Annotated in this window: 20 protein-coding genes; 13 read left to right on the plus strand and 7 right to left on the minus strand. The window is 75.1% G+C overall.

Annotated features, from left to right (window positions below; translation table 11 throughout):
- Positions 1-93: 93 nt before the first annotated feature.
- A complete protein-coding gene (locus ACI789_RS11010) occupies positions 94-1,464 on the minus strand; it encodes an FAD-binding oxidoreductase (protein WP_457008886.1) in 1,371 nt (456 codons plus the stop codon).
- 163 nt (positions 1,465-1,627) lie between these two features.
- Here ACI789_RS11010 and ACI789_RS11015 point away from each other — a divergent pair, with 163 nt between their 5' ends.
- On the plus strand, positions 1,628-4,552 hold the full coding sequence (locus ACI789_RS11015) for a helix-turn-helix transcriptional regulator (RefSeq protein ID WP_457008888.1): 2,925 nt from the start codon (positions 1,628-1,630) through the stop codon (positions 4,550-4,552).
- Here ACI789_RS11015 and ACI789_RS11020 read toward each other — a convergent pair.
- The 3 genes from ACI789_RS11020 to ACI789_RS11030 all read right to left on the minus strand — a co-directional run bounded on the left by ACI789_RS11020 (position 4,484) and on the right by ACI789_RS11030 (position 6,126).
- Positions 4,484-4,753 carry a DUF4242 domain-containing protein gene (locus tag ACI789_RS11020; protein ID WP_456918276.1) on the minus strand — a complete coding sequence of 90 codons (270 nt, stop codon included), beginning with the start codon at positions 4,751-4,753 and terminating at the stop codon, positions 4,484-4,486. The two genes, ACI789_RS11015 and ACI789_RS11020, sit on opposite strands and share 69 nt — an antisense overlap.
- A 144-nt stretch (positions 4,754-4,897) precedes the next feature.
- Complete coding sequence (locus ACI789_RS11025) at positions 4,898-5,278, minus strand: PaaI family thioesterase (protein WP_457008891.1); 381 nt, start codon at positions 5,276-5,278, stop codon at positions 4,898-4,900.
- Positions 5,279-5,313: 35 nt separating this feature from the next.
- Positions 5,314-6,126 (minus strand): IclR family transcriptional regulator, encoded by an 813-nt coding sequence (locus ACI789_RS11030; protein ID WP_457008893.1) that lies wholly within the window; start codon positions 6,124-6,126, stop codon positions 5,314-5,316.
- Positions 6,127-6,223: 97 nt separating this feature from the next.
- On the opposite strand from ACI789_RS11030, the gene ACI789_RS11035 reads away from it, so the two are divergent.
- From ACI789_RS11035 to ACI789_RS11075, 9 genes are all read left to right on the plus strand, one after another.
- Entirely contained in the window at positions 6,224-7,318 is a 1,095-nt protein-coding gene (locus ACI789_RS11035; RefSeq protein ID WP_457008895.1) for a cupin domain-containing protein, read from the plus strand.
- Positions 7,319-7,345: 27 nt separating this feature from the next.
- Complete coding sequence (locus ACI789_RS11040; protein ID WP_457008897.1) at positions 7,346-8,218, plus strand: fumarylacetoacetate hydrolase family protein; 873 nt, start codon at positions 7,346-7,348, stop codon at positions 8,216-8,218.
- Positions 8,219-8,258: 40 nt separating this feature from the next.
- On the plus strand, positions 8,259-8,948 hold the full coding sequence (locus ACI789_RS11045) for a maleylpyruvate isomerase family mycothiol-dependent enzyme (RefSeq protein ID WP_457008899.1): 690 nt from the start codon (positions 8,259-8,261) through the stop codon (positions 8,946-8,948).
- A gap of 26 nt (positions 8,949-8,974) precedes the next feature.
- Entirely contained in the window at positions 8,975-9,877 is a 903-nt protein-coding gene (locus ACI789_RS11050; protein WP_457008901.1) for a LysR family transcriptional regulator, read from the plus strand.
- 192 nt (positions 9,878-10,069) lie between these two features.
- A complete protein-coding gene (locus ACI789_RS11055; protein WP_457008903.1) occupies positions 10,070-11,251 on the plus strand; it encodes an acyl-CoA dehydrogenase family protein in 1,182 nt (393 codons plus the stop codon).
- Positions 11,252-11,369: 118 nt separating this feature from the next.
- On the plus strand, positions 11,370-12,362 hold the full coding sequence (locus ACI789_RS11060; protein ID WP_457008905.1) for an ABC transporter substrate-binding protein: 993 nt from the start codon (positions 11,370-11,372) through the stop codon (positions 12,360-12,362).
- 76 nt (positions 12,363-12,438) lie between these two features.
- Positions 12,439-13,293, plus strand: a complete 855-nt coding sequence (locus ACI789_RS11065) for an alpha/beta hydrolase (protein WP_457008907.1) — start codon at positions 12,439-12,441, stop codon at positions 13,291-13,293.
- Between the two features lie 123 nt (positions 13,294-13,416).
- Positions 13,417-13,845: a YciI family protein gene (locus ACI789_RS11070; protein WP_457008909.1), complete on the plus strand. Its 429-nt coding sequence runs from the start codon at positions 13,417-13,419 to the stop codon at positions 13,843-13,845.
- Between the two features lie 16 nt (positions 13,846-13,861).
- Positions 13,862-15,124, plus strand: coding sequence for an RNA polymerase sigma factor (locus ACI789_RS11075; RefSeq protein ID WP_457008911.1), 1,263 nt, complete (start codon positions 13,862-13,864; stop codon positions 15,122-15,124).
- Positions 15,125-15,194: 70 nt separating this feature from the next.
- Here ACI789_RS11075 and ACI789_RS11080 read toward each other — a convergent pair whose 3' ends face one another.
- Both ACI789_RS11080 and ACI789_RS11085 read right to left on the minus strand, forming a co-directional pair.
- Positions 15,195-15,563 carry a hypothetical protein gene (locus ACI789_RS11080; protein WP_457008913.1) on the minus strand — a complete coding sequence of 123 codons (369 nt, stop codon included), beginning with the start codon at positions 15,561-15,563 and terminating at the stop codon, positions 15,195-15,197.
- A gap of 131 nt (positions 15,564-15,694) precedes the next feature.
- Positions 15,695-16,024: a hypothetical protein gene (locus tag ACI789_RS11085; protein WP_457008915.1), complete on the minus strand. Its 330-nt coding sequence runs from the start codon at positions 16,022-16,024 to the stop codon at positions 15,695-15,697.
- A 190-nt stretch (positions 16,025-16,214) separates the two neighbouring features.
- Between ACI789_RS11085 and ACI789_RS11090 the strand changes: the two genes are divergently transcribed.
- Positions 16,215-17,729 (plus strand): alkaline phosphatase PhoX, encoded by a 1,515-nt coding sequence (locus tag ACI789_RS11090; protein ID WP_457008917.1) that lies wholly within the window; start codon positions 16,215-16,217, stop codon positions 17,727-17,729.
- Positions 17,730-17,787: 58 nt separating this feature from the next.
- On the opposite strand, the gene ACI789_RS11095 is transcribed toward ACI789_RS11090, so the two are convergent.
- Positions 17,788-18,315, minus strand: coding sequence for a GNAT family N-acetyltransferase (locus tag ACI789_RS11095; RefSeq protein WP_457008919.1), 528 nt, complete (start codon positions 18,313-18,315; stop codon positions 17,788-17,790).
- A 97-nt stretch (positions 18,316-18,412) separates the two neighbouring features.
- Here ACI789_RS11095 and ACI789_RS11100 point away from each other — a divergent pair, with 97 nt between their 5' ends.
- Together ACI789_RS11100 and ACI789_RS11105 are read left to right on the plus strand one after the other, a co-directional pair.
- The gene (locus ACI789_RS11100) at positions 18,413-19,435 is read left to right on the plus strand and encodes an iron ABC transporter substrate-binding protein (RefSeq protein WP_457008922.1); all 1,023 of its coding nucleotides are present in this window, start codon (positions 18,413-18,415) and stop codon (positions 19,433-19,435) included.
- Positions 19,436-19,500: 65 nt separating this feature from the next.
- Positions 19,501-21,018, plus strand: coding sequence for an ABC transporter permease (locus ACI789_RS11105; RefSeq protein WP_457008924.1), 1,518 nt, complete (start codon positions 19,501-19,503; stop codon positions 21,016-21,018).
- The last annotated feature ends 1 nt before the right edge of the window (position 21,019 follow it).

Raw genomic sequence — 21,019 nt, forward strand, 5'->3', positions numbered from 1 at the left:
GGCGGACGACGTCGTCCGCCCCGCCCCGGGCGGCCTGGGCTCAGCCGCCGCGCCCCTGCACCGGGCCCTCCACCGGGCCCTTCCACCGGGTCCCTAGGGTCGGATGTTCTGGTTGAGGGCGAACAGGTTGCCGGGGTCGTAGCTCCGCTTGACCTCGCGCAGCCGCTCGTAGTTGGCCCCGTAGTTGTCCGCCACCTTGGACTGGTCGTCGCCGGAGGCGAAGTTGGTGTAGCCGCCGGGCTCGGAGTGCGGCGCGATCGCGGCGTAGTAGTCACGCACCCAGCGGGTGTTCGCCTCGTTGTCGGCCGGGTCGGGCCACATGCCGGCGATGACCGTGGCGAAGGTCGCGTCGCGGTGGCCGAACGCGGTGGCGTCGGGACCGACGTCGTGCACCGCCCCGTTGATCGGGTACAGGTGCATCGTCGAGTTGACCACCGGCACCCGCGCGCCGTGTTCGACGTGCGCGGCGATCGCCTCGTCGGTGAGCTCGGTGACGAACGCGGCCTTCCAGTAGTGCTGCAGCCCCGGCGGCACCAGCGGGTCGAAGGCGGCGTTGAGCGCCGGGTAGGGCATCGGACCGACGTGCTCGGCGACCGGCCGGGCCACCTGCCGGAACCGGTCGACCACCGCCTCGCCGTCGGCCGGCGAGCCGGTCCAGCAGGACACCACCGCGAGGAACGTGTCGCCGACCCGGTCCTCCGGCACGAACGGCAGCGGCGGGGCGATCTGGAACGCCGGGAAGCCGCCGTACTCGCGGGGGGCGTCCTGGATGAACTCGCGGAAGAAGGCGAGCAGCGCCGGCGCGTCGGAGAGCTCGAAGAACACCGGCCCGCCGTAGATGGTGTCCACCGGGTGCAGCCGGTAGGTGAACCGGGTGACGACGCCGAAGTTGCCCCCGCCGCCGCGCAGCGCCCAGAACAGGTCGGCGTTCTCGTCCTCGGCCGCGGTGAGCACGGTGCCCTCGGCGGTGACCACCTCGGCCGAGAGCAGGTTGTCGCAGGAGAGGCCGTAGCCCCGGGACAGGTAGCCGATCCCGCCGCCGAGGGTCAGCCCGCCGATCCCGGTGGTCGAGATGATCCCGCCGGTCGTGGCCAGCCCGGAGGCCGCCGTCGCGTCGTTGAACCGGCCCCAGGTGGTGCCGCCGCCGGCCGTCGCCGTCCGCGCCTCCGGGTCGACGTCGACCGCCTGCATCAGCGACAGGTCGGCCACCACCGCGCCGTCGGCGGTGCCGAAGCCCGGCACGCTGTGCCCGCCGCCCCGGACGGCGAGCGGCCGGCCGTTCTCCGCCGCGTACCGCACCGTCGCGGCCACGTCCTCGGTGCCGGTGCAGCGCACGACGAGCTCGGGGCGCGCGTCGATCATGGCGTTGTAGACGCGCCGCGCGTCGTCGTAGTCGGCGTCCCCCGGCCGGACGACCTGGCCTCGCACGCGGTCGGCCAGCGTCCCGGGTACCTGTGTCGTCATGGCCCCTCCTCGGTGCCGCGCTGTCGGTGGCTGACGACGCTAGGGAGCGGACCGGGGCGGGCGCATGACCAGAAGTGCGCGAATCGCGGCGGCGTCGCCCCGGCCCGGCCATGGTCACTTCTGGCCATCGACAGCCCCCGAGGGGGCGGCTAGCGTCCGGGGCGTGTCCGGGTGGACGCCGCCACCCCTGCCGGCGCGCTGGACCAGGGCCGCGCGCCCGCTGTTCGTCGGCCGTCGGACCGAGTTGAGCTGCCTCGAGGAGCTGTGGACGGCGGTGCTCGGCGGCGCCCGCCAGGTGGCCTTCCTCGGCGGTGAGCCCGGCGCCGGCAAGTCCCGGTTGCTCGCCGAGTTCTGCACGCTGCTGCACGACCGGGGCGCCACGGTGCTGCTCGGTACCTGCGTCGCCGAGCTGGGGCCGCCCTACCAGCCGTTCGTCGAACCGCTGGACGCGCTGCTCGCGGCGACCGACCCGGGCGGGACGCGCGACGCGCTGGCCCGGCTGGCGGGGCGGGCCGAGGACGCCGCCGAGCCGGACACCCGCCGGGAGCTCTACGACGCCGCCGTCGACGCGGTCCGGGCGCTGACCCGCACCGGGCCGGTCGTCCTGGCGCTGGAGGACCTGCACTGGTGCGGCGCCGCCGGCCTGCAGCTGCTCGGCCACCTGGTGGAGCGGACGGCGGAGGCGCCGTTGCTGGTCCTGGCCACGCACCGGACGACGGCGCCGGAGCGCTCGGCGACGCTGACCGGCGCCATCGCGCAGCTCTACCGGCTCGACGGCGTCCGGCGGCTGGACCTGGCGGGGCTGTCCACCGAGGACATCACCGAGTACCTGGCGCACGAGGCGCAGCTGCCCGACCACCGCGCCCGGGTCGCCGCGGCGCTGCTGCGCGACCGCACCGGCGGCAACCCCTTCCTGCTCCGGGAGGTGCTGCGGGAGGCGGCCGGGACGGTCCCGGTCCCGGGCACCGCGGCCCCGCTGTCGGTGCAGGACATGGTGGCCGGCCGGCTGGACAAGCTCAGCGCGCCGGAGCGGCAGACCCTGGAGCTGGCCGCCGTGGTGGGGGAGGAGTGCGACCTGGCCACGGTGCTGGCCGTCTCCACGTGGAGCTCGGACACCACGCTGGCGGCGCTGGACACCGCGGTCGCCTACGGCCTGCTCGAGCCGGCCGGTCCGGGCTTCCGGTTCCCGCACAGCCTGGCCCGGCAGGCGGTGCTCGACCTGGTGCCGGCCACCCGCCGCGCCCGCGAGCACCTGCGCGTGGCCGCCGTCCTGGAGGCCTCGGGGGTCGCCTCGGACCGGCGCACCCAGCGGCTGGCGCACCACTACGCCCAGGGGGCGGCGCTCGGTGGGGCCGACCGGGCGGTGCACTACCTGACCGAGGCCGCCGGGGCCGCCTCGCGCAGCCTGGCCCACGAGGACGCCGCGCGGTGGTACGAGCAGGCCGCGGCGCTGGCCGAGGACCCGGCCGACCGGCACCGGCTGCTGCTGTCGGCAGCCGGCGCCCATCTGCTCGGTGGCGACTTCGCCCGCGCCCGGGCGCTGTTCGAGCAGGTGGCGGGCGCGGCGACGCCGCGGGACCGGCTGGAGGCGGCGATCGGTTTCGAGGGGGCGTCCTGGCGGCCCGGTCTGCTCGGTCACCGGGCGGTGGAGCTGCTCACCGAGGCGCTGCGCGGCGTGGTGCACGACGCCACCGACCCCCTCTACGTGCGCGGGCTGGCCCGCCTGGGCCGGGCGCTGGCCTTCACCGGGGCCGACGAGCAGTCCGGCGTGCTGGGCCGGCGCGCGGTCGAGCTCGCCCGGGCCCTGGCGGACGACGCCCTGCTCGCCGACGCGCTGGAGGCCAGCCTCTGGAACGGGCTGCGCCCCGCCGATGCCGCCGACAAGCTGGGCCGGGCCACCGAGCTGACCCGCCTGGCCGTCCGGACCGGGAACCCTGCCGCGCTCGGGCCGGCGGGGTACTGGCGGGCCGCGCTCGCCTACCAGCAGGGCGACCCCGAGGCGCTGGCGGCGGCGTACTGGGACGTGACCCGCAGTGCGCGCGCCATGGGCGAGCCGTACTACGACTACATCGCGGGGTGCATCCGCTACGCCCGCCAGTTCTGCGCCGGGGACTTCGCCGGCGCCGACCGCACCTGCGCGGAGCTGCTGGCCCGGGGGGAGTTCTTCGGCACCGACGACACCGAGGGGTCCTCGGCGGTGCAGACCTTCATGGTGCGGCGGGAGACCGGGGCGCTGGAGGCGGTCCGCCCGCTGGTCACCGGGGAGGAGTCACCGGACGGACACTGGGCGCCCGGTCTGCTGGCCCTCTACACCGAGCTGGGCCTGGACCGGGCCGCGCACCGGGTGCTGCGCTGGCTGCTCGACGGCGGGCTGGAGCGGTACGAGGACGCCCAGTGGCCCTGCGTCCTGGCCTTCACCGTCGAGGCGGCGCTGCACCTGGACGACGCCGACGTGCTGCGCGAGCTGCGGCCGCGGGTCGCCGAGTACGCCGGCACCAACCTGCGCGCCGGCCAGTTCGTCGCCGTCTTCGGCAGCGCCGACCGCTACCTCGGCGCGGTCGACTCGGCGCTCGGGCGGGGTTCGGCCGTGCCGCTGTTCGAGGCCGCCCTGGAGATGGACACCCGGATGGAGGCTCCGGTGCACCGGGCGCAGAGCCTCGCGGCCCTCGCCGGCCACCTCCGGCGCACCGGCGACGCCGGACGGCGGGCCTCCGCGCTGGCCGAGGAGGCCGGGCAGCTCGCCCGCGACCTCGGCCTGCGGCGGGTGCTGCGGGCGCTGCGCCCGGCGGCCGTGCCCGCGCCCGCCGCGGCACCGGCCCGCCCGGCTGGGCTGACCGCGCGGGAGGCCGAGGTGCTGCGCCTGGTGGGGGAGGGGCTGCTCAACCGGGAGATCTCCGAGCGGCTGGTGATCAGCGAGAACACCGTCGCCAACCACGTGCGCAGCATCCTGGCCAAGACCGGCGCGGGGAACCGCACGCAGGCGGCGATGTACGCCGCCGCGCACGGCCTGCTCGACGGGTCAGACGGGCACCAGCGACCCGTCGGGCTGCACGGTCGCCGAGACCTCGACGACCACGTCGGCCGGTAGCCCGGCGCGCACCGCCGCCCGGCGGATCGCGTCGGCGGACGCGGCCTCGTACAGGCAGTAGGTCTTGCGCTTGTCGACCGAGAGGAAGGAGTACAGCCAGCGCACGCCCTCGTCGTCGTTGATCCGGTTGACCCCCTCGGCGATGTCGGCGGTGACCTCGAGCGCGTCGGCGTAGCGGCGCTCGATCATGAAGACGGGCATCGCAGGTCCTCCCCGGAGGGGTCGGTCGGCGGGGCTGACCGTACCGCCGGGGACCGGTGCCCCGACAGGTCCGGACGTCACCGGACCGGCCGCCACTGCACCTGCTCGCGCAGCGGCGGTTCGAGCACCCCGCCGCCGGGTGCGTCAGCGGGAGAGCAGTGCGAACGTCGCGACCGCGTGCGCGATCGCCTTCCCGTGCTGCTCCACGTCGGCCTCGCAGACGGTCAGGTGCTCGCCGCGGGTCCGCACCGCGGCGGTCACCGACAGCGGCCCGGGTGCGCCGGGGCGCAGGTAGGTGACGGTCAGCTGGCTGGTGGCCGGCACCTCGCCCTCCCCGGTCGTGGTGCGCACCGCCTGCCCCATCGCGGTGTCGACCAGCGTCGCGACCACCCCGCCGTGCAGCGTCCCGGCCGGGTTGAGGTGCTCCTCGCCGACCTCGAACTCGATCCGCGCGCCGCCGTCCTCGGTGCCGGCCACCTGCGCCCCGAGCCGCTCGGCGTAGCCCCCCGGTCCTCCTGCTGCCATGGCCGGCCCCTACCCGCCGGGGCGGCGGCCACGCGTCAGGACGGCGTGCGCAGCCGCTCCTCGATGAGCGCGGCGCCGCGCTGCACGGCCGGCGCCAGCGCCCGGATGGCCTCGACGTCCCCGGTGCGGCTGCTGGGGGCCGCCACGCCCAGCCCGGCCAGCGGCTGGCCGACGGTGTCCTTGAGCGCGACCGCCACCGCGCAGACGCCGTCGGCGCTCTCCTCCCAGTTGACCGCGTAGCCCTGCGCCCGGATGGCGGCCAGCTCCGCGCGCAGCGCCGCGAGGTCGCCGAGGGCCGCGGCCGTCGAGGCCGGCGGGAGGGAGCCGCCGGGGTAGCGGCGGTCCAGCTCGGCGTCGGACAGCCCGGCGAGGATCGCCTTGCCCACCGCCGAGGCGTGCGCCTGCCGGACCACCCCGGTGCGGTTGCCGACCCGGACCGACCGCTGGCTCTCGGCGCAGTCGAGGAAGCGCACCGTCGTCCCCTCCAGCAGCGCCAGGCTCACCGTCTCCTGGGTCTCCTCCCGCAGCTGCTCGAGCACCGGACGGGCCACCCGGCGGATGTCGATGCGGCTGACCGCGGCCAGGCCGATCTCGTACAGCGCCGGCCCCGGCCGGTAGGCGCCGTTGGGCCGGTCCTGGGTGACGAACCCGCGGCGGCGCAGCGCGGTGAGCAGCCGGTGCGCCGTCGACCGGGCGACGCCGAGCAGCTCGGCGGCCTCGGCGACGCGCAGCGCCTGGCGGTCGCCGACCAGTTGCAGCAGCCAGAGGGCGTTGTCGACCGACGTGGTCGTCGGCCCGTCCGGGGGTGCGGACGGCGCGGGGTCCGGACGACGCGTCGGATTCGACATACAGGAACTGTATGCCGCCTGCTATGTGGACAGAGGAACTCACGCCTAGCCTGAGCTGCCCGGCCGCCCGCGGACCGCCGAACTGGAGGCCTCTCCGATGACCGCCACCCCCGAGACGAGCACCGACCTGGAGCTGGAGGCGCTCTACCGCGACCTCGCCGCGGTCGACCTCCGGCCGCTGTGGACCATCACCGAGCAGCTGCTCACCCCGACCCCGCAGCCGCGGGCGATCCCGTGGCTGTGGTCGGCGTCGACGATGAAGCCGCTGGCCCGCCGGGCGATCCAGCTGGTCCCGGTCGAGCGCGGCGGGGAGCGGCGGGTGCTCAGCCTGCAGAACCCCGGCCTCGGCGGCCGCCCCTACGCCGCCGGCACCCTGTGGGGCGCCATCCAGTGCCTCGGCCCGCGCGAGACCGCCCCGGCGCACCGGCACACGCCCGGCGCGATCCGCTGGGTGCTCGAGGGCGAGGGCGTCTGGACGACCGTGGACGGCGACGCCTGCGACATGCACCCCGGCGACCTGGTGCTCACCCCCTCGTGGAACTGGCACGACCACGTCAACGGCGGCGACTCGGAGATGTTCTGGTTCGACGGCCTGGACCTGCCGATGGTCGAGGCCCTGGACGCGGTGTTCTTCCAGCCCTACCCGGGGCCGGGGGAGAGCCAGCCGCAGCCGGCCGAGCACAACCTCTCCGAGCGGGCGCACCCCCCGGGCACCCGCTACGTGCAGGGCGCGGTCGACGGGCCGCTGACCCCCGCGCCCTCGCCGCTGCTGGTCTACCGCTGGGCCGACACCGCCGCCGAGCTCGACCGGCTGGCCGCGGAGTCCGACGAGCCGGTGCTCGCGCTCGAGTACGTCAACCCGACCACCGGCGCCAGCGTGCTGCCGACCCTCGGCTGCTCGGTGCTGCGGGTCCGGGCCGGCGGGCACGGCGCCGCGGTGCGCCGGTCGGGCAACGCGCTGTTCGTGGCCTTCCAGGGCGCCGGGTCGACCGTCATCGACGGCCAGCGCTTCGACTGGGGCCCGGGCGACATGTTCGTGGCGCCGTCCTGGTCGGCCGTGGAGCACGCGGCCGACACCGACAGCGTGCTGTTCCAGCTGACCGACGCCCCGGTGCTGCGCGCCCTGGGCATCTACCGCGAGCAGGTCCTGCCCGAGCCGCAGACGGTGACCGGCACCTTCTCCCCGCGCTGACCCCACACCCCCGACACCAGGAGACCCGTGAAGCTCGCACTGTTCGACGACAACCGGCTGGGTGTCGTCTCCGCCGACGACGCGACCCTCGTCGACGTCACCGACGCGCTGCCCTGGCCGCACGACCCCGACCCGGTCACCGCCGGGTGGTGGCGGGCGCTGTGCCGGGACTTCGCCACGGTCGCCCCGCGGCTGCGCGAGGCCGCCGAGGGCGGGACGCCGCGGCCGGTCGCCGAGGTCGTGCTGCGGGCGCCGGTGCTGGGCCCGTCCAAGGTCATCGCCGCGGCCAGCAACTACGGCGAGCACGTGGCCGAGATGCACGGCGTCCAGGAGCGGACGCTGGGCCGGGTCGAGTCCTGGATGATGGAGTTCGACGTCTTCCTCAAGGCGCCGTCCTCGATCGTCGGCCCGGGCGCGGAGGTCGTGCTGCCCCGCGACGTCGTCGCCGCCGGGCACGAGGTGCACCACGAGTCGGAGCTGGTCGTGGTGATCGGCGCCGGGGGCAAGGACATCCCGGTGGAGTCGGCGATGGACGCCGTCCTCGGGTTCACCGCCGGGCTGGACATCACCGTCCGCAGCGCCGCGGACCGGTCCCGCCGCAAGAGCTACGACACCTTCAGCCCGCTCGGGCCCTGGCTGGTCACCGCCGACGAGATCGGCGACGGCTCCGACCTCGACATCCTGCTGACCAGCGGCGGGGACGTGCGGCAGTCGGTGAACACCCGCGACCTGCTCACCCCCGTGCCGCAGATCGTCGCCTACGCCTCGACGGTCATGACCCTGCTGCCCGGCGACGTGCTGTTCACCGGGGCCCCGCCCGGTGTGGGCCCCATCGCGGCCGGTGAGAAGCTGGAGATGACCATCAGCCGGATCGGGTCGATGGCGGTGACCGTCCGCTGACCCGGGCGGCCGTCGCACCGCCCGGGTCGAGGAGGACCGCATGAGCAAGCCCGAGACGCTCGACTGGTGGGCCGACGGGGAGCGGCTGTTCGGCACCGCCCTCGGCCGGCTCACCGACGAGGAGTTCGACGCCCCGTCGCTGCTCCCCGGCTGGAACCGGCAGTACCTCCTGGCGCACGTGGCCCGCAACGCCGACGCCCTGGTCAACCTGCTGACCTGGGCGCGCACCGGCGTCGAGACGCCGATGTACGCCTCGCCCGAGGCCCGCGAGGCGGGCATCGCCGAGGCGGCGAAGCTGTCCCCGCCCGAGCTGCGGGCCGAGGTGCTCGCCGCCACCGGGCGGCTGGCCGACGCGGTGCACGGCCTGCCCGACGAGGCCTGGGCGGCGCGGGTGCGCACCGCGCAGGGCCGCGACGTGCCCGCCTCAGAGGTGCCGTGGATGCGCTGCCGCGAGGTCTACGTGCACGCCGTCGACCTCGACGCGGGGGTCACCTTCGCCGACGTCGACGACGAGGTGCAGGCGGCCATGGTCGACGACGTGTTCCGCATGTGGGACCGCCGCGACCAGGTCCCCGACGTCGTGGTGTTCGCCGGCGACCGCGAGTGGGGGACCGGCGCGGTGGCCGTCTCCGGCCCGCTGCCGGCGGTGACCGCGTGGCTCACCGGGCGCTCCCGGGGCGAGGGACTCCAGGCCGACGGCGGCATCCCCGAGGTGCCCGCGTGGCTGTGACCGTGCCCGCCGCGGCGCGGTAGCCCGTGGAGCTGCGCCACCTGCGCTACTTCGTCTCCGTCGCCGAGGAGCTGCACTTCCGCCGGGCGGCGCAGAAGCTGCACATCGTCCAGCCGGCGCTGAGCAAGCAGATCAGCGCGCTCGAGCACGAGCTCGGCGTCCGGCTGCTCGACCGGGACCGCCAGGGCGTGACGCTCACCGAGGCCGGGCGGGTCTTCCTCGCCGAGGCGGTCGAGGTGCTCGCCCGCGCCGACGGCGCCGTCGACCGCGCCCGCGCCGTCGTCCGGGGTGAGGTGGGCCGGCTGGCCATCGGGTTCATCCAGCCGGCCCTGGCCGACCTGCTGCCCCGGTCGCTTCGGGTGTTCCGCCGGCACCACCCCGACGTGACCCTCGTGCTCAGCGAGGCGACCAGCCGGACCGCGCTCGAGCGGGTCACCGACGGCAGCATGCACCTGGCGTTCACGCGGCTGCCCGTCCCGCCGCGGCCGGAGCTGCGGACCGAGCCGGTGAGCGAGGAGCCGGTGCTGCTGGTCGTCCCGCGCGGGCACCGGCTGGCCGAGCGGCCGTCGGTCCGGCTGGAGGAGATCGCCGGCGAGGAGGTCATCCTCATCGACCGCTCCGTGGAGCCGGGCCTGCACGACTACTACGTCACCGCCTGCAACCGGGCCGGCTTCAGCCCGCGGGTCGCCCACGAGGTGAGCAGCACCTCGATCGCCCTCGGCCTGGTGGCCGGCGGCCTCGGGGTCGCCTTCGCTCCGGCGTCGGCCCGGCTGGCCGCGCAGGCCACCGTCGCGCACGTGCCGCTGGAGGACGGCGACCTCTCGCTGACGATGGGCGCCCTCTGGCGTGCCGGGCCGCGCCCGGCGGTGCTCGACAACTTCCTCGGGCTGCGCCCGTGGGAGGACCGCGGCGCGCCCGCGGAGGACTGACACCCGGGCGTCATCAGACGGGTGACCCGCCGCCGACCCGGACCGGTCCGGAGCTCCTTGCTGCCCAGCTCAGCGCGCTCATTCCCCTGCGGAATCAGCACCGCCCGAATCCCTATCAGCGCCAGCGGTGTCGCGCCGGTCACAGCTCCTTACAGTCGCTCCGGAACGCCGAGGGACGACGGAGGAGCAGGCATGACGACGGTGGAGGAGCAGCCGGTGGCGCTCGGGGCGACCGCGCCCGAGCCGGAGGAGGTCATCCGCGCGGCCCAGGGGCTGTTCGAGCTCGTCGACCGCCACGGCGAGGAGAACGACCGCGAGGGCCGGATTGCCGAGCCGGTGGTCGAGGAGCTCTACCGGATCGGCGCCATCGGGGTCTTCACCCCCCGTGAGCTCGGCGGCGCGGAGATGACCCCGCGGCAGTCGATGGACCTCTTCCGCGCCCTGTCCTACGCCGACCCCTCGACCGGCTGGGTCACCATGGCGATGGGGCTGGCGACCGGCCTGGCCGGCGCGTTCTTCGAGAAGGACGCCGCGCGGGAGCTGTTCGCCACCCCGCGGCTGGGCATCGCCGGTCAGGGCACCAAGCCCGGCCGCGCCGTCCCGGTCGAGGGTGGTCACCGGATCAGCGGCGAGTGGTCGTTCGCCTCCGGGATCAAGCACTGCACTCACCTGCACACCGCCGCGCTGGACGTCGAGACCGGGCAGACGCGGTTCTTCATCGTGCCGGTCGAGCAGGTCACCTTCATCGAGAACTGGGACGTGCTGGGCCTGCGCGGCACCGGCAGCATCGACTACACGCTCGAGGACTGCTTCGTCCCGATCGAGTACAGCTACCCGTCGCTGTCGACCGAGCCGGTCACCGGGGGAGACCTCTACCGGATCGGGATCGGCAACTTCGCCAGCATCAACCACGGCGGCTGGGTGCTGGGGGTGGGTCGGCGGGTCCTCGACGAGCTGGCCGCCGTCGTCCGGGCCAAGGTCGGCCGCCCCGGCGCGCAGACCGACACCGACGCCTTCTCCCAGCGCTTCGCCGAGGCGGAGGTGCAGCTGCGGGCCGCCAAGGCGCTGCTCTACGAGGTGTGGGAGGAGATCGAGCAGACGCTGGCGGCGGGGCAGGAGATCCCGCTGCGGCTGCACACCCTCAACCGGGTCGCGCTGCACAACGCCACGTTCTCCGTCGCCGGGATCGCCCAGTTCGCCTACGTGTCCGCCGGCACCGACGCCTTGCGCCGGGGCACCCTGCAGCGGCTGTTCCGCGACGTGCACGGCGGCACGCAGCACGTGTCGTCGTCCCCGCTGATCATGCAGTCGGCCGGCCGGGAGCTGGCCGGGCTGGCCGAGGGCAAGCGCTGGGTGCACTTCTCCCTCAAGTGAACAGGATTCGACCCAGCGGAACTTCGTCCACGGTGATTGTCCAGCGTGGAACGGTGACGTACGTTACAGCGCGCCGTCCGGCAGGCCGGCGTCCCCGAACGACCTGCAAGGAGATCGGATGAAGTCCTCGAGAGCCGCCTGGGCGCTGCTCACGGCCGCCGTGCTCGTGACCGGCACGGCGTGCGGGTCGGACGACGGGTCGGCCGACGCCGCCGGCGCCGCGCCGAGCAGTGGCGGCCTGACGACGCTCACCATGGCCGAGACGCCCGGTGGCCCGTACTCCTTCGTGGCCTACGGCGTGCAGCGCGGCCACTTCGAGGACGAGGGGATCGACCTGCAGGCGCGGGTCAACCCCGGTGGCGGCACCGCCACCGTCCCGGCGCTGGTGCAGGGCGACATGGACGTCCTCGGCCTGGACCTGGTCTCGGCCATCACCAGCATCGGTGCGGGCCTGCCGATCAAGATGGTCGCCGCCGGCAGCGCCACCTCCGAGGAGCCCGACGGCGACTTCGCCGCGATCCTGGTCAAGCCGGACAGCCCGATCCAGGGCCCGCAGGACCTCGACGGCGTCCGGCTGGGCGTCAACGCGCTGCGCAACGTCAACGACCTGGCCATCGGCCGGATCCGCGACGAGCAGGGCTTCGCCGAGGACGCCATCAACCCGGTCGAGCTGCCCTTCCCGGACATCCTGGCCGCCATCAGCCGCGGCGACGTCGACGCCGGCATCGTCATCGAGCCGTTCGCCACCATCGGGCAGAACCAGGGCCTCCGCGTCGTCCACCGCCCGTGGGTCGGGATCGCGCCGGGCCTGCAGATCGGCACCATGGTGATGACCGACGAGACCATCGCGCGCGTCGGGGACGACGTGGTGGCGGCCTTCGGGCGCGCCGTGCAGGCCACCGCCGACGACATCGAGGCTGACCCGGAGTCCTTCCGCCAGGCCATGCCGAACCTGATCGACATCGACCCGGCCCTCGCCGAGAAGATCAACCTCATCCAGTGGCGCGGCAAGAACGACCCGGAGTCGATCCGGACGTTCGGTGAGCTGATGGTCAAGTACGGCCTCGTCGACGAGGAGATCGACTACGACGCGGCCATCGTCGACAACTGAGACGACTGACCGGACGCCCCCGGTGCGGCAACGACGCCGCGCCGGGGGCGTCCTCCTCCCGACCACGAGGAGCCCCGTGAGCCTGCCCACCGGCGGCCCGCAGCTGGTGGACGTCCCCGCCGAGGACGGCGAGCTGCTCCAGGGCCTGCTGCACCCGCCGCCGCGCGAGCCCGTCGCGGCGCTGCTGCACGTGCACGGCAAGGGCGGCAACTGCTACTCGGGCCCGCCGCGGACCCTGCCGCCGCTGGTGGCCCCCGACCGCTTCGTGCACCTGGCCCTCAACCTGCGCTGCCACGACCTCGGCTACAGCCGGCTCGGCGACGCCCCCGGGATCGCGACCGGCGCCGAGGCCGCGTACGGCGGCATGTGGGAGCGGCTCGACGACGGGCCGGTCGACCTGCGCGCCGGCGCGGCCTGGCTGCGCGAGCGGACCGGCCTGCCGGTGTTCGTCGTCGGCCACTCCGCCGGCGGCTACTTCCTCGGCGACTGGGCGCCGGGCGCCGACGAGGTGGCCGGGCGGGTGTTCCTCTCCCCGCTGACCTCGGTGCGCTTCCCGCTGACGGCCTGGTTCGACGACGACGCGGCGCTGGACCGCGCTCGGGCGCACGCCCAGGAGCTGGTCGACCGCGGGAACGGTCACCTGCTGATCCCGGTCCCGGCCTGGTACTTCGCGATCTCCGCCGCCTCCTTCCTCGAGCGCCTCGCCGAGCGGCCGGGCCGCTGGCTGGACGGCGTCGACGCCTCGCCGACACCGCTGCTGCTGGCCTGGGGCGGCGCGGAGACCCGGGCGCCGGCCTGGCGCGACCTCTACGAGCGCATGGCGGTCGCCGACCGGCGCTGCGTCGAGCTGCCCGGCGCGGGCCACGAGTACGGCGGCGTCGAGGCGGACCTCGCCGCGGAGATCACCCGCTTCGTCGACGCCCACGTCTGAGGTCCGCTCGAGAACTCCTGGTGCGCCGTGTCGATCTGTGCGATTGCTGTTCGACGTGGTGGTGAGGGCGGGGTGGACGCCGGTCAGCCCAGGCCGGGGCCCCGTCGGCGAGGAGGAACCGCGATGCGTTTCATGGTGATCGTCAAGGCGAACGAGGCCACCGAGAACGGCGTCCTGCCGACCGAGCAGGAGCTCGCCGAGATGGGCGCCTACAACGAGCAGCTGGTCAAGGCGGGCGTGATGCTCGCCGGCGAGGGCCTGCACCCCAGCTCGAAGGGCGTGCGGATCCGGTACGACGAGGACGGGAAGAGCACCGTCGTCGACGGCCCCTTCGCCGAGACCAAGGAGCTGATCGCCGGCTACTGGGTGCTCCAGGTCAGCTCGCGCGAGGAGGTCGTCGAGTGGCTGAAGCGGGCGCCGTTCCGGGAGGGCGAGGTGGAGATCCGCCAGGTGTTCGAGGCCGACGACTTCGGCGAGGCGTTCACCCCCGAGCTGCGCGAGCAGGAGGACCGGCTGCGGGCGACGGTCGAGAAGCAGCAGCAGGGCTCGTGAACCCCCGAGGGCGGCGATGAGCAGCGCGACGACGACGCACCGGGTCGTCGAGGCGGTGTGGCGGATCGAGTCCGCCAAGCTCGTCGCCGCCCTCACCCGCGTCACGGGGGACGTCGGCCTGGCGGAGGAGCTGGCCCAGGACGCCCTGGTCGCGGCGCTGGAGCGGTGGCCCGAGACGGGGGTGCCCGACAAGCCCGCGGCCTGGCTCATGGCCACGGCCAAGCACCGGGCGATCGACGTCTTCCGGCGAGCGGAGCGGCTGCAGCGCAAGACCGCCGAGCTGGGCCGCGAGCTGACCGACGCCGAGGAGCCGGACTGGGCGGCCGCCCTCGACGAGGTGGTCGAGGACGACCTGCTCCGGCTGGTGTTCATCGCCTGCCACCCGGTGCTCTCCCGCGAGGCGCGGGTGGCGCTGACCCTGCGCCTGCTCGGCGGCCTGACCACCGACGAGATCGCGCGGGCCTTCCTCGTCCCGGAGTCGACGGTGGCCCAGCGGATCGTCCGCGCCAAGCGCACGCTCGCCGCCGCCCGGGTGCCGTTCGAGATGCCCACCGGTGCCGACTTCACCGCCCGGCTCACCTCGGTGCTCGAGGTGGTCTACCTGGTGTTCAACGAGGGCTACGCGGCGACGGCGGGGGAGTCCTGGACCCGCCCGGAGCTGTGCCAGGAGGCGCTGCGGCTCGGCCGCATCCTCGCCGGGCTGACCCCGGGCGAGGCCGAGGTGCACGGGCTGGTGGCGCTCATGGAGATCCAGGCCTCCCGCATGCGGGCGCGCACCGGTCCCGACGGGCAGCCGGTCCTCCTGCTCGACCAGGACCGCGCCCGCTGGGACCACGTCCTCATCGGCCGCGGCCTGGCCGCGCTGCGCCGGGCCGAGGACGCCGGCACCGGCCTGGGGCCCTACGGGCTGCAGGCGGCCATCGCGGCCTGCCACGCCCGCGCCCGGACGGCGGAGGCGACCGACTGGCCGCGGATCGCCGCCCTCTACGAGGCGCTGGCCGAGCTGTCACCCTCACCCGTCGTCGAGCTCAACCGCGCCGTCGCCGTCTCCCGGGCCTACGGGCCGGCGGCCGGGCTGGAGCTGGTCGACCGGCTCACCGGCGTCCCGGCGCTGCGCGGGTACCACCTGCTGCCGGCCGCCCGCGGTGACCTGCTGCTGCAGCTCGGCCGCGCGGCCGAGGCCCGCCGGGAGTTCGAGCGGGCCGCCGCGCTGACCCGCAACGAGCGGGAGCGCGACGTGCTGCTGGGCCGGGCCGAAGCCTGCGGGCTGCCGGGCTGACGCTCGACTGCGCACCGGCCGCCCAGCTGACGGTCGGCTGCGCGCCGGCCGCCCGGCCGCCCGGCCGACCTCAGCTGCGCGCCAGCCGCCCGGCGTGCTCGGCCTCCTCCGGCCGCACGTCGGAGGCCGACGACCCGGCCAGCCGCCACTCGGTGCGGACGCCGTCGGGCCCCACGCACTCCCCGCGGGCCAGCGCCTCCTCGACCAGGGCGCGGACCCGCGGCTCGTCCGCCGGGTCGCTGGCGAACAGCACCCGGACCCGCAGCTGCTCGCCGTCGCGCACCGTCGCGGTGTGGTGCGGCGCCAGGGGGCACGGCGGCTCGTGGGTCCAGCTGCCGCAGAGGGCGAGGGTGACCGCACCGCCCGGAGCGCGGTCGTCGCCGCCGGCCGGGAACGCGAGGACGGCGTCGTGGGCGTAGGCGCGACGGCCGGTGGTCACGCCCGGAGCGTGGGCCGCGGGCGGCGCGGTGTCCACCGGTGGCCCACCTCATACAGAACGGGGCCGTCTCGTAGACTGGGGTCGATCGGCGGAGGCCCGGTGGCACGGGGGGCCCGGGCCTCCGCCCGGTCTCAGCCGGGGTGCCCGCCGAGCCGGGCCAGCAGCGCCCGGGCGAACGCGGCAGCGGCCGGGTCGGACGGGGCCGCAGCCGGGTCGGCCGGGGCAGCGGCGCGCAGCCAGGCGGCGAGCGGACCGGCGAGCGCGGGCGACAGCGCGGCGATCCAGGCCCCGGTGCCGGCGCGGGCCTCGGCGACGTGCTCGGTCCCGCCGCCGGGCAGGTGCGCGACCACCTCCGGCCGCGTCGCCAGCAGGCCACCGACCCGCCAGTCGCCGGCCGTGGTCCGGGCCGCCAGCGCCTCGAGCCGGTCGGCCGCCGTCCGCAGGAGCTCGGCCTCGTCCACGCGCGCATCGTGCCCGACTGCGCAGCGTCACCAGGCCACGACGCTGCACGCGTGTCGGGCGACGCGCCGCGGCGTTCGTGGGCCCTCCGGCTCCGGGACACGGGACGTTCGTCCCTGGTTCCGGAGTCCGTCACCTCCGCTGCTCAGCGTGAGCTCCGTCTGCACGGTCAGCGAAAGAGGGAAGAGGCCCGTGACCACATCCGAACAGCTCCCCGAGACCCCAGCCGTCTCCCGCCGCTCGTTCCTCGGCCGCGGCGCGGCGACGGGGCTGGGCATCGTCCTCGTCGGCAGCGTCGACACGATCTTCGGCGCCGGCCCGGCCGCAGCACAGGGGCGCGACCGGAACGGCGACGGGGCCGGGGAGGCGGGGTACGGCCCGCTCGTGCCCGACCCCGCGGGCATCCTCGCCCTCCCGGCCGGCTTCTCCTACACGATCATCGCCGAGACGGGGGTCACCGACCTGGAGGAGGGCGGCAAGACCCCCGCCGACCCCGACGGTGCGGCGAGCTTCCCGCTCCGCCGGGGCGGGACCGTCCTCGTCTACAACCACGAGGTCGGCAGTGACGAGGAGAACCCCGTCCCGCGGATCGCGGGTCTCGTCTACGACGAGTCCGGCGGCGGCGGGACGACGAACCTCGAGGTCGACCGGGACGGCAACCGGGTGCGCGAGTACGTCAGCCTGGCCGGCACGGTGAACAACTGCGCGGGCGGCAAGACGCCGTGGGACACGTGGCTGACCTGCGAGGAGACCGAGGTGGTCGAGGGCGACGAGGGCAGCTACGGCGCGCTGACCAAGCGGCACGGCTACGTCTTCGAGGTCGACCCCTACGACCAGGACGCGAACCAGGACCCGAAGCCGATCAAGGCGCTGGGGCGCTACCCGCACGAGGCGGTCGTCGTCGACCCGCGGCGCGGCCACTTCTACCTGACCGAGGACGCCGCCGGTCCCTACGGGCTGTTCTACCGCTGGACGCCGCCGGAGGACTTCCGCCCGGGCAAGGACCGGCTGCGGGACCTCCCCGACGACGCCGGGACGCTCGAGGCCCTGAAGGCCTTCGACGGCGGCCGGCACGTGCCCGACCTCTCCGTCGCCGAGGAGATCGGCACGACCTACTCCGTGGAGTGGGTCGAGGTGCTCGACCGGGACGCCACGACGGTGTCCACCCGCGAGCAGTTCGCCGACGACGAGATCACCCGCAGTCAGAAGCTCGAGGGGATGTGGTGGGCCGACGGCGGCGCGTACTTCACCGCCTCCTTCGCCCGGACCGCCGAGGACGACGCGGAGGAGGCCAGTGCCGCGTCGCACGACGGGCAGGTGTGGTTCCTCGACCCGAGGAAGGGGACCATCGAGCTGACCCTGCGCTTCGCGTACACGCCGTCGGACCAGGACGGCGACCCCGACGGTCCCGACAACATCACCGTCTCGCCGTTCGGCGGCGTCATCATCGCCGAAGACGGCGAGGGCGTGCAGCACCTGGTCGGCGCCACCGACGACGGCGAGGCCTTCTTCTTCGCCCGCAACGAGACCGCGGCCCAGTCGGAGTTCACCGGGCCCAACTTCTCCCCGGACCGCCGGATCCTGTTCGCCAACATCCAGGGCGACGGCAGCGGCCCTGCTGAGGGTGAGGCCGGTCCCGACGAGGGCGCGGACCCGGCCAACCCGGGCTACGTGTTCGCCATCACCGGTCCGTTCAGGCACCTCTGAGACCCGGGAGGGGTGGCCGCCGGAGTTCCCGGCGGCCGCCCCTCGTCGTCAGACGGCATCACGGGCCCGACTCCGTGCCGCGCTCCGCTCCTCGCTCGTTCCTCGCTGCGATGCTCACGCGGCTGTCGTCGGGCGGTTCGCGGCGCATCGGGATGTGCGGGATGCCGTCCTCGACGTACCCGGGGCCGCTCCTGCGGAAGCCGAACCGGCCGTACCAGTCCTCCAGGTGGGCCTGCGCGCCCATGGTGATCGGCAGCCCGTCGCACAACGCGATGCCGGCCTCGATGAGCTCGGCGGCCAGCCCCTTCCCCCGGTGCGCCGCCGCGGTGGCCACCCGGCCGATGGCGCGGGTGGCGCCGTCGTCGAGCACCCGGATCGTCGCCGCGACCTCGCCGTCCACCTCGTGCCACAGGTGCACGGTGGTCGGCTCGACGTCCCGCCCGTCCAGCTCCGGGTACGGGCACTGCTGCTCGACGACGAAGACGTCGACCCGCAGGCGGCACAGGCCGTAGACCTCGAGCGGGGTGAGCTCGGCGAAGCGGGCGGTGCGCAGGCGCGGTCGGACGGCGGGCGATCCGGCGGTCATGCCCCAGTTGTAACCCACGCGCCCGGGCCCGCCGGCGGGCTACCCGTGGTACACCTAGCGGTCAGGGTTGCCTTGCCTATCTCGCGGAGGACCGCACGTGACCAGGCCCGGGCGGACGTCCGCCACGCTCCTGCCCGCTCTGACCGTGGCGGCCGTGCTCGCCGGGTGCGGGTCCGACGGCGGCTCCGGCGGGGACGCGCTGACCGTCTACAGCGCCCAGCACGAGAGCCTGGTCCGCACGATGCTCGAGGACTTCACCGCGGAGACCGGCATCGAGCTGGAGTTCCGCGACGCGAACGACGCCGAGCTGGCCAACCAGATCGTGCAGGAGGGCGAGGCCTCGCCGGCCGACGTCTTCCTGACCGAGAACAGCCCGTCGATCGACATCCTCGACCGCGAGGGGCTCCTGGCGCCGCTGGACTCCTCGACCCTCGACCAGGTGGGCGAGCAGTACCGGCCGTCGTCGGGCAACTGGACCGGGTTCGCCGCCCGGTCGACCGTGTTGGTCTACAACCCCGCGCAGCTGCCCGAGGGCGAGCTGCCGGCGTCGATCCTGGACCTGGCGAACCCGGAGTGGCAGGGGCGGATCGGCATCGCGGCCGGCGGCCCGGACTTCCAGGCGATCGTCGCCGCCGTCCTCGCGCTGCGCGGGGAGGACGAGACGCGCGCGTGGCTGGAGGGGCTGGAGCGCAACGCCGCCGTCTACCAGAGCAACACCGCGGTCATGGTGGCCGCTGACGAGGGCGAGATCGACGCCGGCGTGATGTACCACTACTACTGGTACCGCGACCAGGCCGAGAACGCGCTCAAGGGCGACGACGCCGCACTGCACTACTTCGGCAACGGCGATCCCGGCGCCTTCCTCAGCGTCTCCGGCGCCGGTGTCCTCGCCTCCTCCGACCAGCAGGAGGAGGCCCAGCAGCTGGTCGCCTACCTCACCGGCCCGAAGGCCCAGCAGAAGCTGGCGGAGAGCTCGGCGCTGGAGTACGCGGTCGGCAACGGCGTCGCCTCCGCCGAGGCGCTGCCCCCGCTGGCCGACCTGCAGGCGCCCGACGTCGACCCCGGCTCGCTCGACCAGCAGCGGGTCACCGAGCTGATGCAGGAGGTGGGGCTGCTCTGAGCGCGCCGCCGGCCGTCGGCCCCGGGACGACGGCCGTCCCGGGGCGCGTCCGCCCGCGCTCGGCCGTGCGCCGCAGCCCGGTGGTGCTGCTGCTGGCCACTGCCGTCGCCGCGCTGGCCCTGCTGCCGCTGGGCTACATCGCCGTCTCCACCGTCGACGTCGGCTGGAGCGGCGTCCGCGAGCTGGTGTTCCGGCCGCGGGTGGCCGAGCTGCTGTGGAACACCGCCCGCCTGGTCGGCGGCACGGTGCTGCTGTGCGCCGTCCTCGGGGTCGGCGCCGGGTGGCTGGTGGAGCGCGCGGCGCTGCCCGGACGGCGGGTCTGGCACGTGCTGCTGGTGGCGCCGCTGGCCGTGCCGGCGTTCGTCAACAGCTTCGCCTGGATCTCCCTGCTGCCGGGGCTGGACACCTTCGGCGGCGCGCTGCTGGTCGTGACCCTGTCCTACTTCCCCTTCGTCTACCTGCCGGTGGTCGCCGCCTTCCGCGGCCTGGACCCGGCGCTGGAGGAGACCGCCCGGGGGCTGGGGCTGTCGGGCTGGGCGGTGTTCCGGCGGGTGCAGCTGCCCCAGCTGCGGGTCGCGCTGCTGGGCGGCAGCCTGCTGGTCGCGCTGCACGTGCTGGCCGAGTTCGGCGCGCTGCAGATGCTGCGCTACCCGACCTTCACCACGGCCATCTACGACCAGTACCGGGCCACCTTCAACGGGCCGGGCGCCACGATGCTCGCCGGCGTCCTCGTGCTGCTGTGCCTGGTGCTGCTGCTGGCCGAGCTGCGGCTGCGCGGGCGGCGCGGCTACGCGCGCACCGGGGCCGGGGTGGCCCGGGCCGGCCGGCCGGTGCCGCTGGGGGCGCTGGACGTCCCGGCGCTGCTGGGCCTGGCCGCCCTGGTCGGACTCTCCCTCGCCGTGCCGCTGGGCAGCCTGGCCACCTGGCTGGTCCGCGGCTCGTCCACCGGGTTGGACCCGGCCGCCCTGGCCACCACCACCGGGACGACGCTCGCGCTGGCCGCCGCGGCCGCCGTCGTCACCACCGCGATGGCCCTGCCCACCGGCTGGCTCGCCGTCCGGGCCCGCGGCCGGGTGGCCACGGTGCTGGAGCGCAGCACCTACCTGGGCAGCTCGGTTCCGGCGATCGTCATCGCGCTCGCGCTCGTGACCATCGCCATCAACGTCACGCCGTGGATCTACCAGACCGTCCCGGTGCTTCTCGCCGCCTACGCGATCCTCTTCCTGCCGCGCGCGATCGTGACCGTGCGCGCGGCGGTGGAGCAGTCGCCGCCGATCCACGACGACGTCGCCGCCTCGCTCGGGTCCTCGGCGGCCGACCGGCTGCGGCGGGTGACCCTGCCCCTGCTCGCGCCCGGCATCGGCGCCGGCGCCGCGCTGGTCTTCCTCGCCGTCGTCACGGAGCTGACCGCGACGCTGCTGCTCGCCCCCACCGGGACGACCACGCTGGCCACGGCGTTCTGGTCGGCGAGCAGCGCCCTGGAGTACGGGGCTGCCGCGCCCTACGCCGTGGTCATGGTGCTGCTGTCGGCGCCGGCCACGGTGCTGCTCTCCCGCGACGCCCGGCGGGGGCTGACCACCTGAT

The organism is Geodermatophilus sp. SYSU D00965 (assembly GCF_054050075.1).

What these genes read in the sequence shown, in the direction of transcription:
- ACI789_RS11095 (WP_457008919.1), bottom strand. Translation starts at nt 18,315, where the DNA reads ATGACCGCCGGATCGCCCGCCGTCCGACCGCGCCTGCGCACCGCCCGC.
- ACI789_RS11025 (WP_457008891.1), bottom strand. Translation starts at nt 5,278, where the DNA reads ATGGCAGCAGGAGGACCGGGGGGCTACGCCGAGCGGCTCGGGGCGCAG.
- ACI789_RS11020 (WP_456918276.1), bottom strand. Translation starts at nt 4,753, where the DNA reads ATGCCCGTCTTCATGATCGAGCGCCGCTACGCCGACGCGCTCGAGGTC.
- ACI789_RS11060 (WP_457008905.1), top strand. Translation starts at nt 11,370, where the DNA reads ATGAAGTCCTCGAGAGCCGCCTGGGCGCTGCTCACGGCCGCCGTGCTC.
- ACI789_RS11045 (WP_457008899.1), top strand. Translation starts at nt 8,259, where the DNA reads ATGAGCAAGCCCGAGACGCTCGACTGGTGGGCCGACGGGGAGCGGCTG.
- ACI789_RS11070 (WP_457008909.1), top strand. Translation starts at nt 13,417, where the DNA reads ATGCGTTTCATGGTGATCGTCAAGGCGAACGAGGCCACCGAGAACGGC.
- ACI789_RS11030 (WP_457008893.1), bottom strand. Translation starts at nt 6,126, where the DNA reads ATGTCGAATCCGACGCGTCGTCCGGACCCCGCGCCGTCCGCACCCCCG.
- ACI789_RS11035 (WP_457008895.1), top strand. Translation starts at nt 6,224, where the DNA reads ATGACCGCCACCCCCGAGACGAGCACCGACCTGGAGCTGGAGGCGCTC.
- ACI789_RS11010 (WP_457008886.1), bottom strand. Translation starts at nt 1,464, where the DNA reads ATGACGACACAGGTACCCGGGACGCTGGCCGACCGCGTGCGAGGCCAG.
- ACI789_RS11075 (WP_457008911.1), top strand. Translation starts at nt 13,862, where the DNA reads ATGAGCAGCGCGACGACGACGCACCGGGTCGTCGAGGCGGTGTGGCGG.
- ACI789_RS11055 (WP_457008903.1), top strand. Translation starts at nt 10,070, where the DNA reads ATGACGACGGTGGAGGAGCAGCCGGTGGCGCTCGGGGCGACCGCGCCC.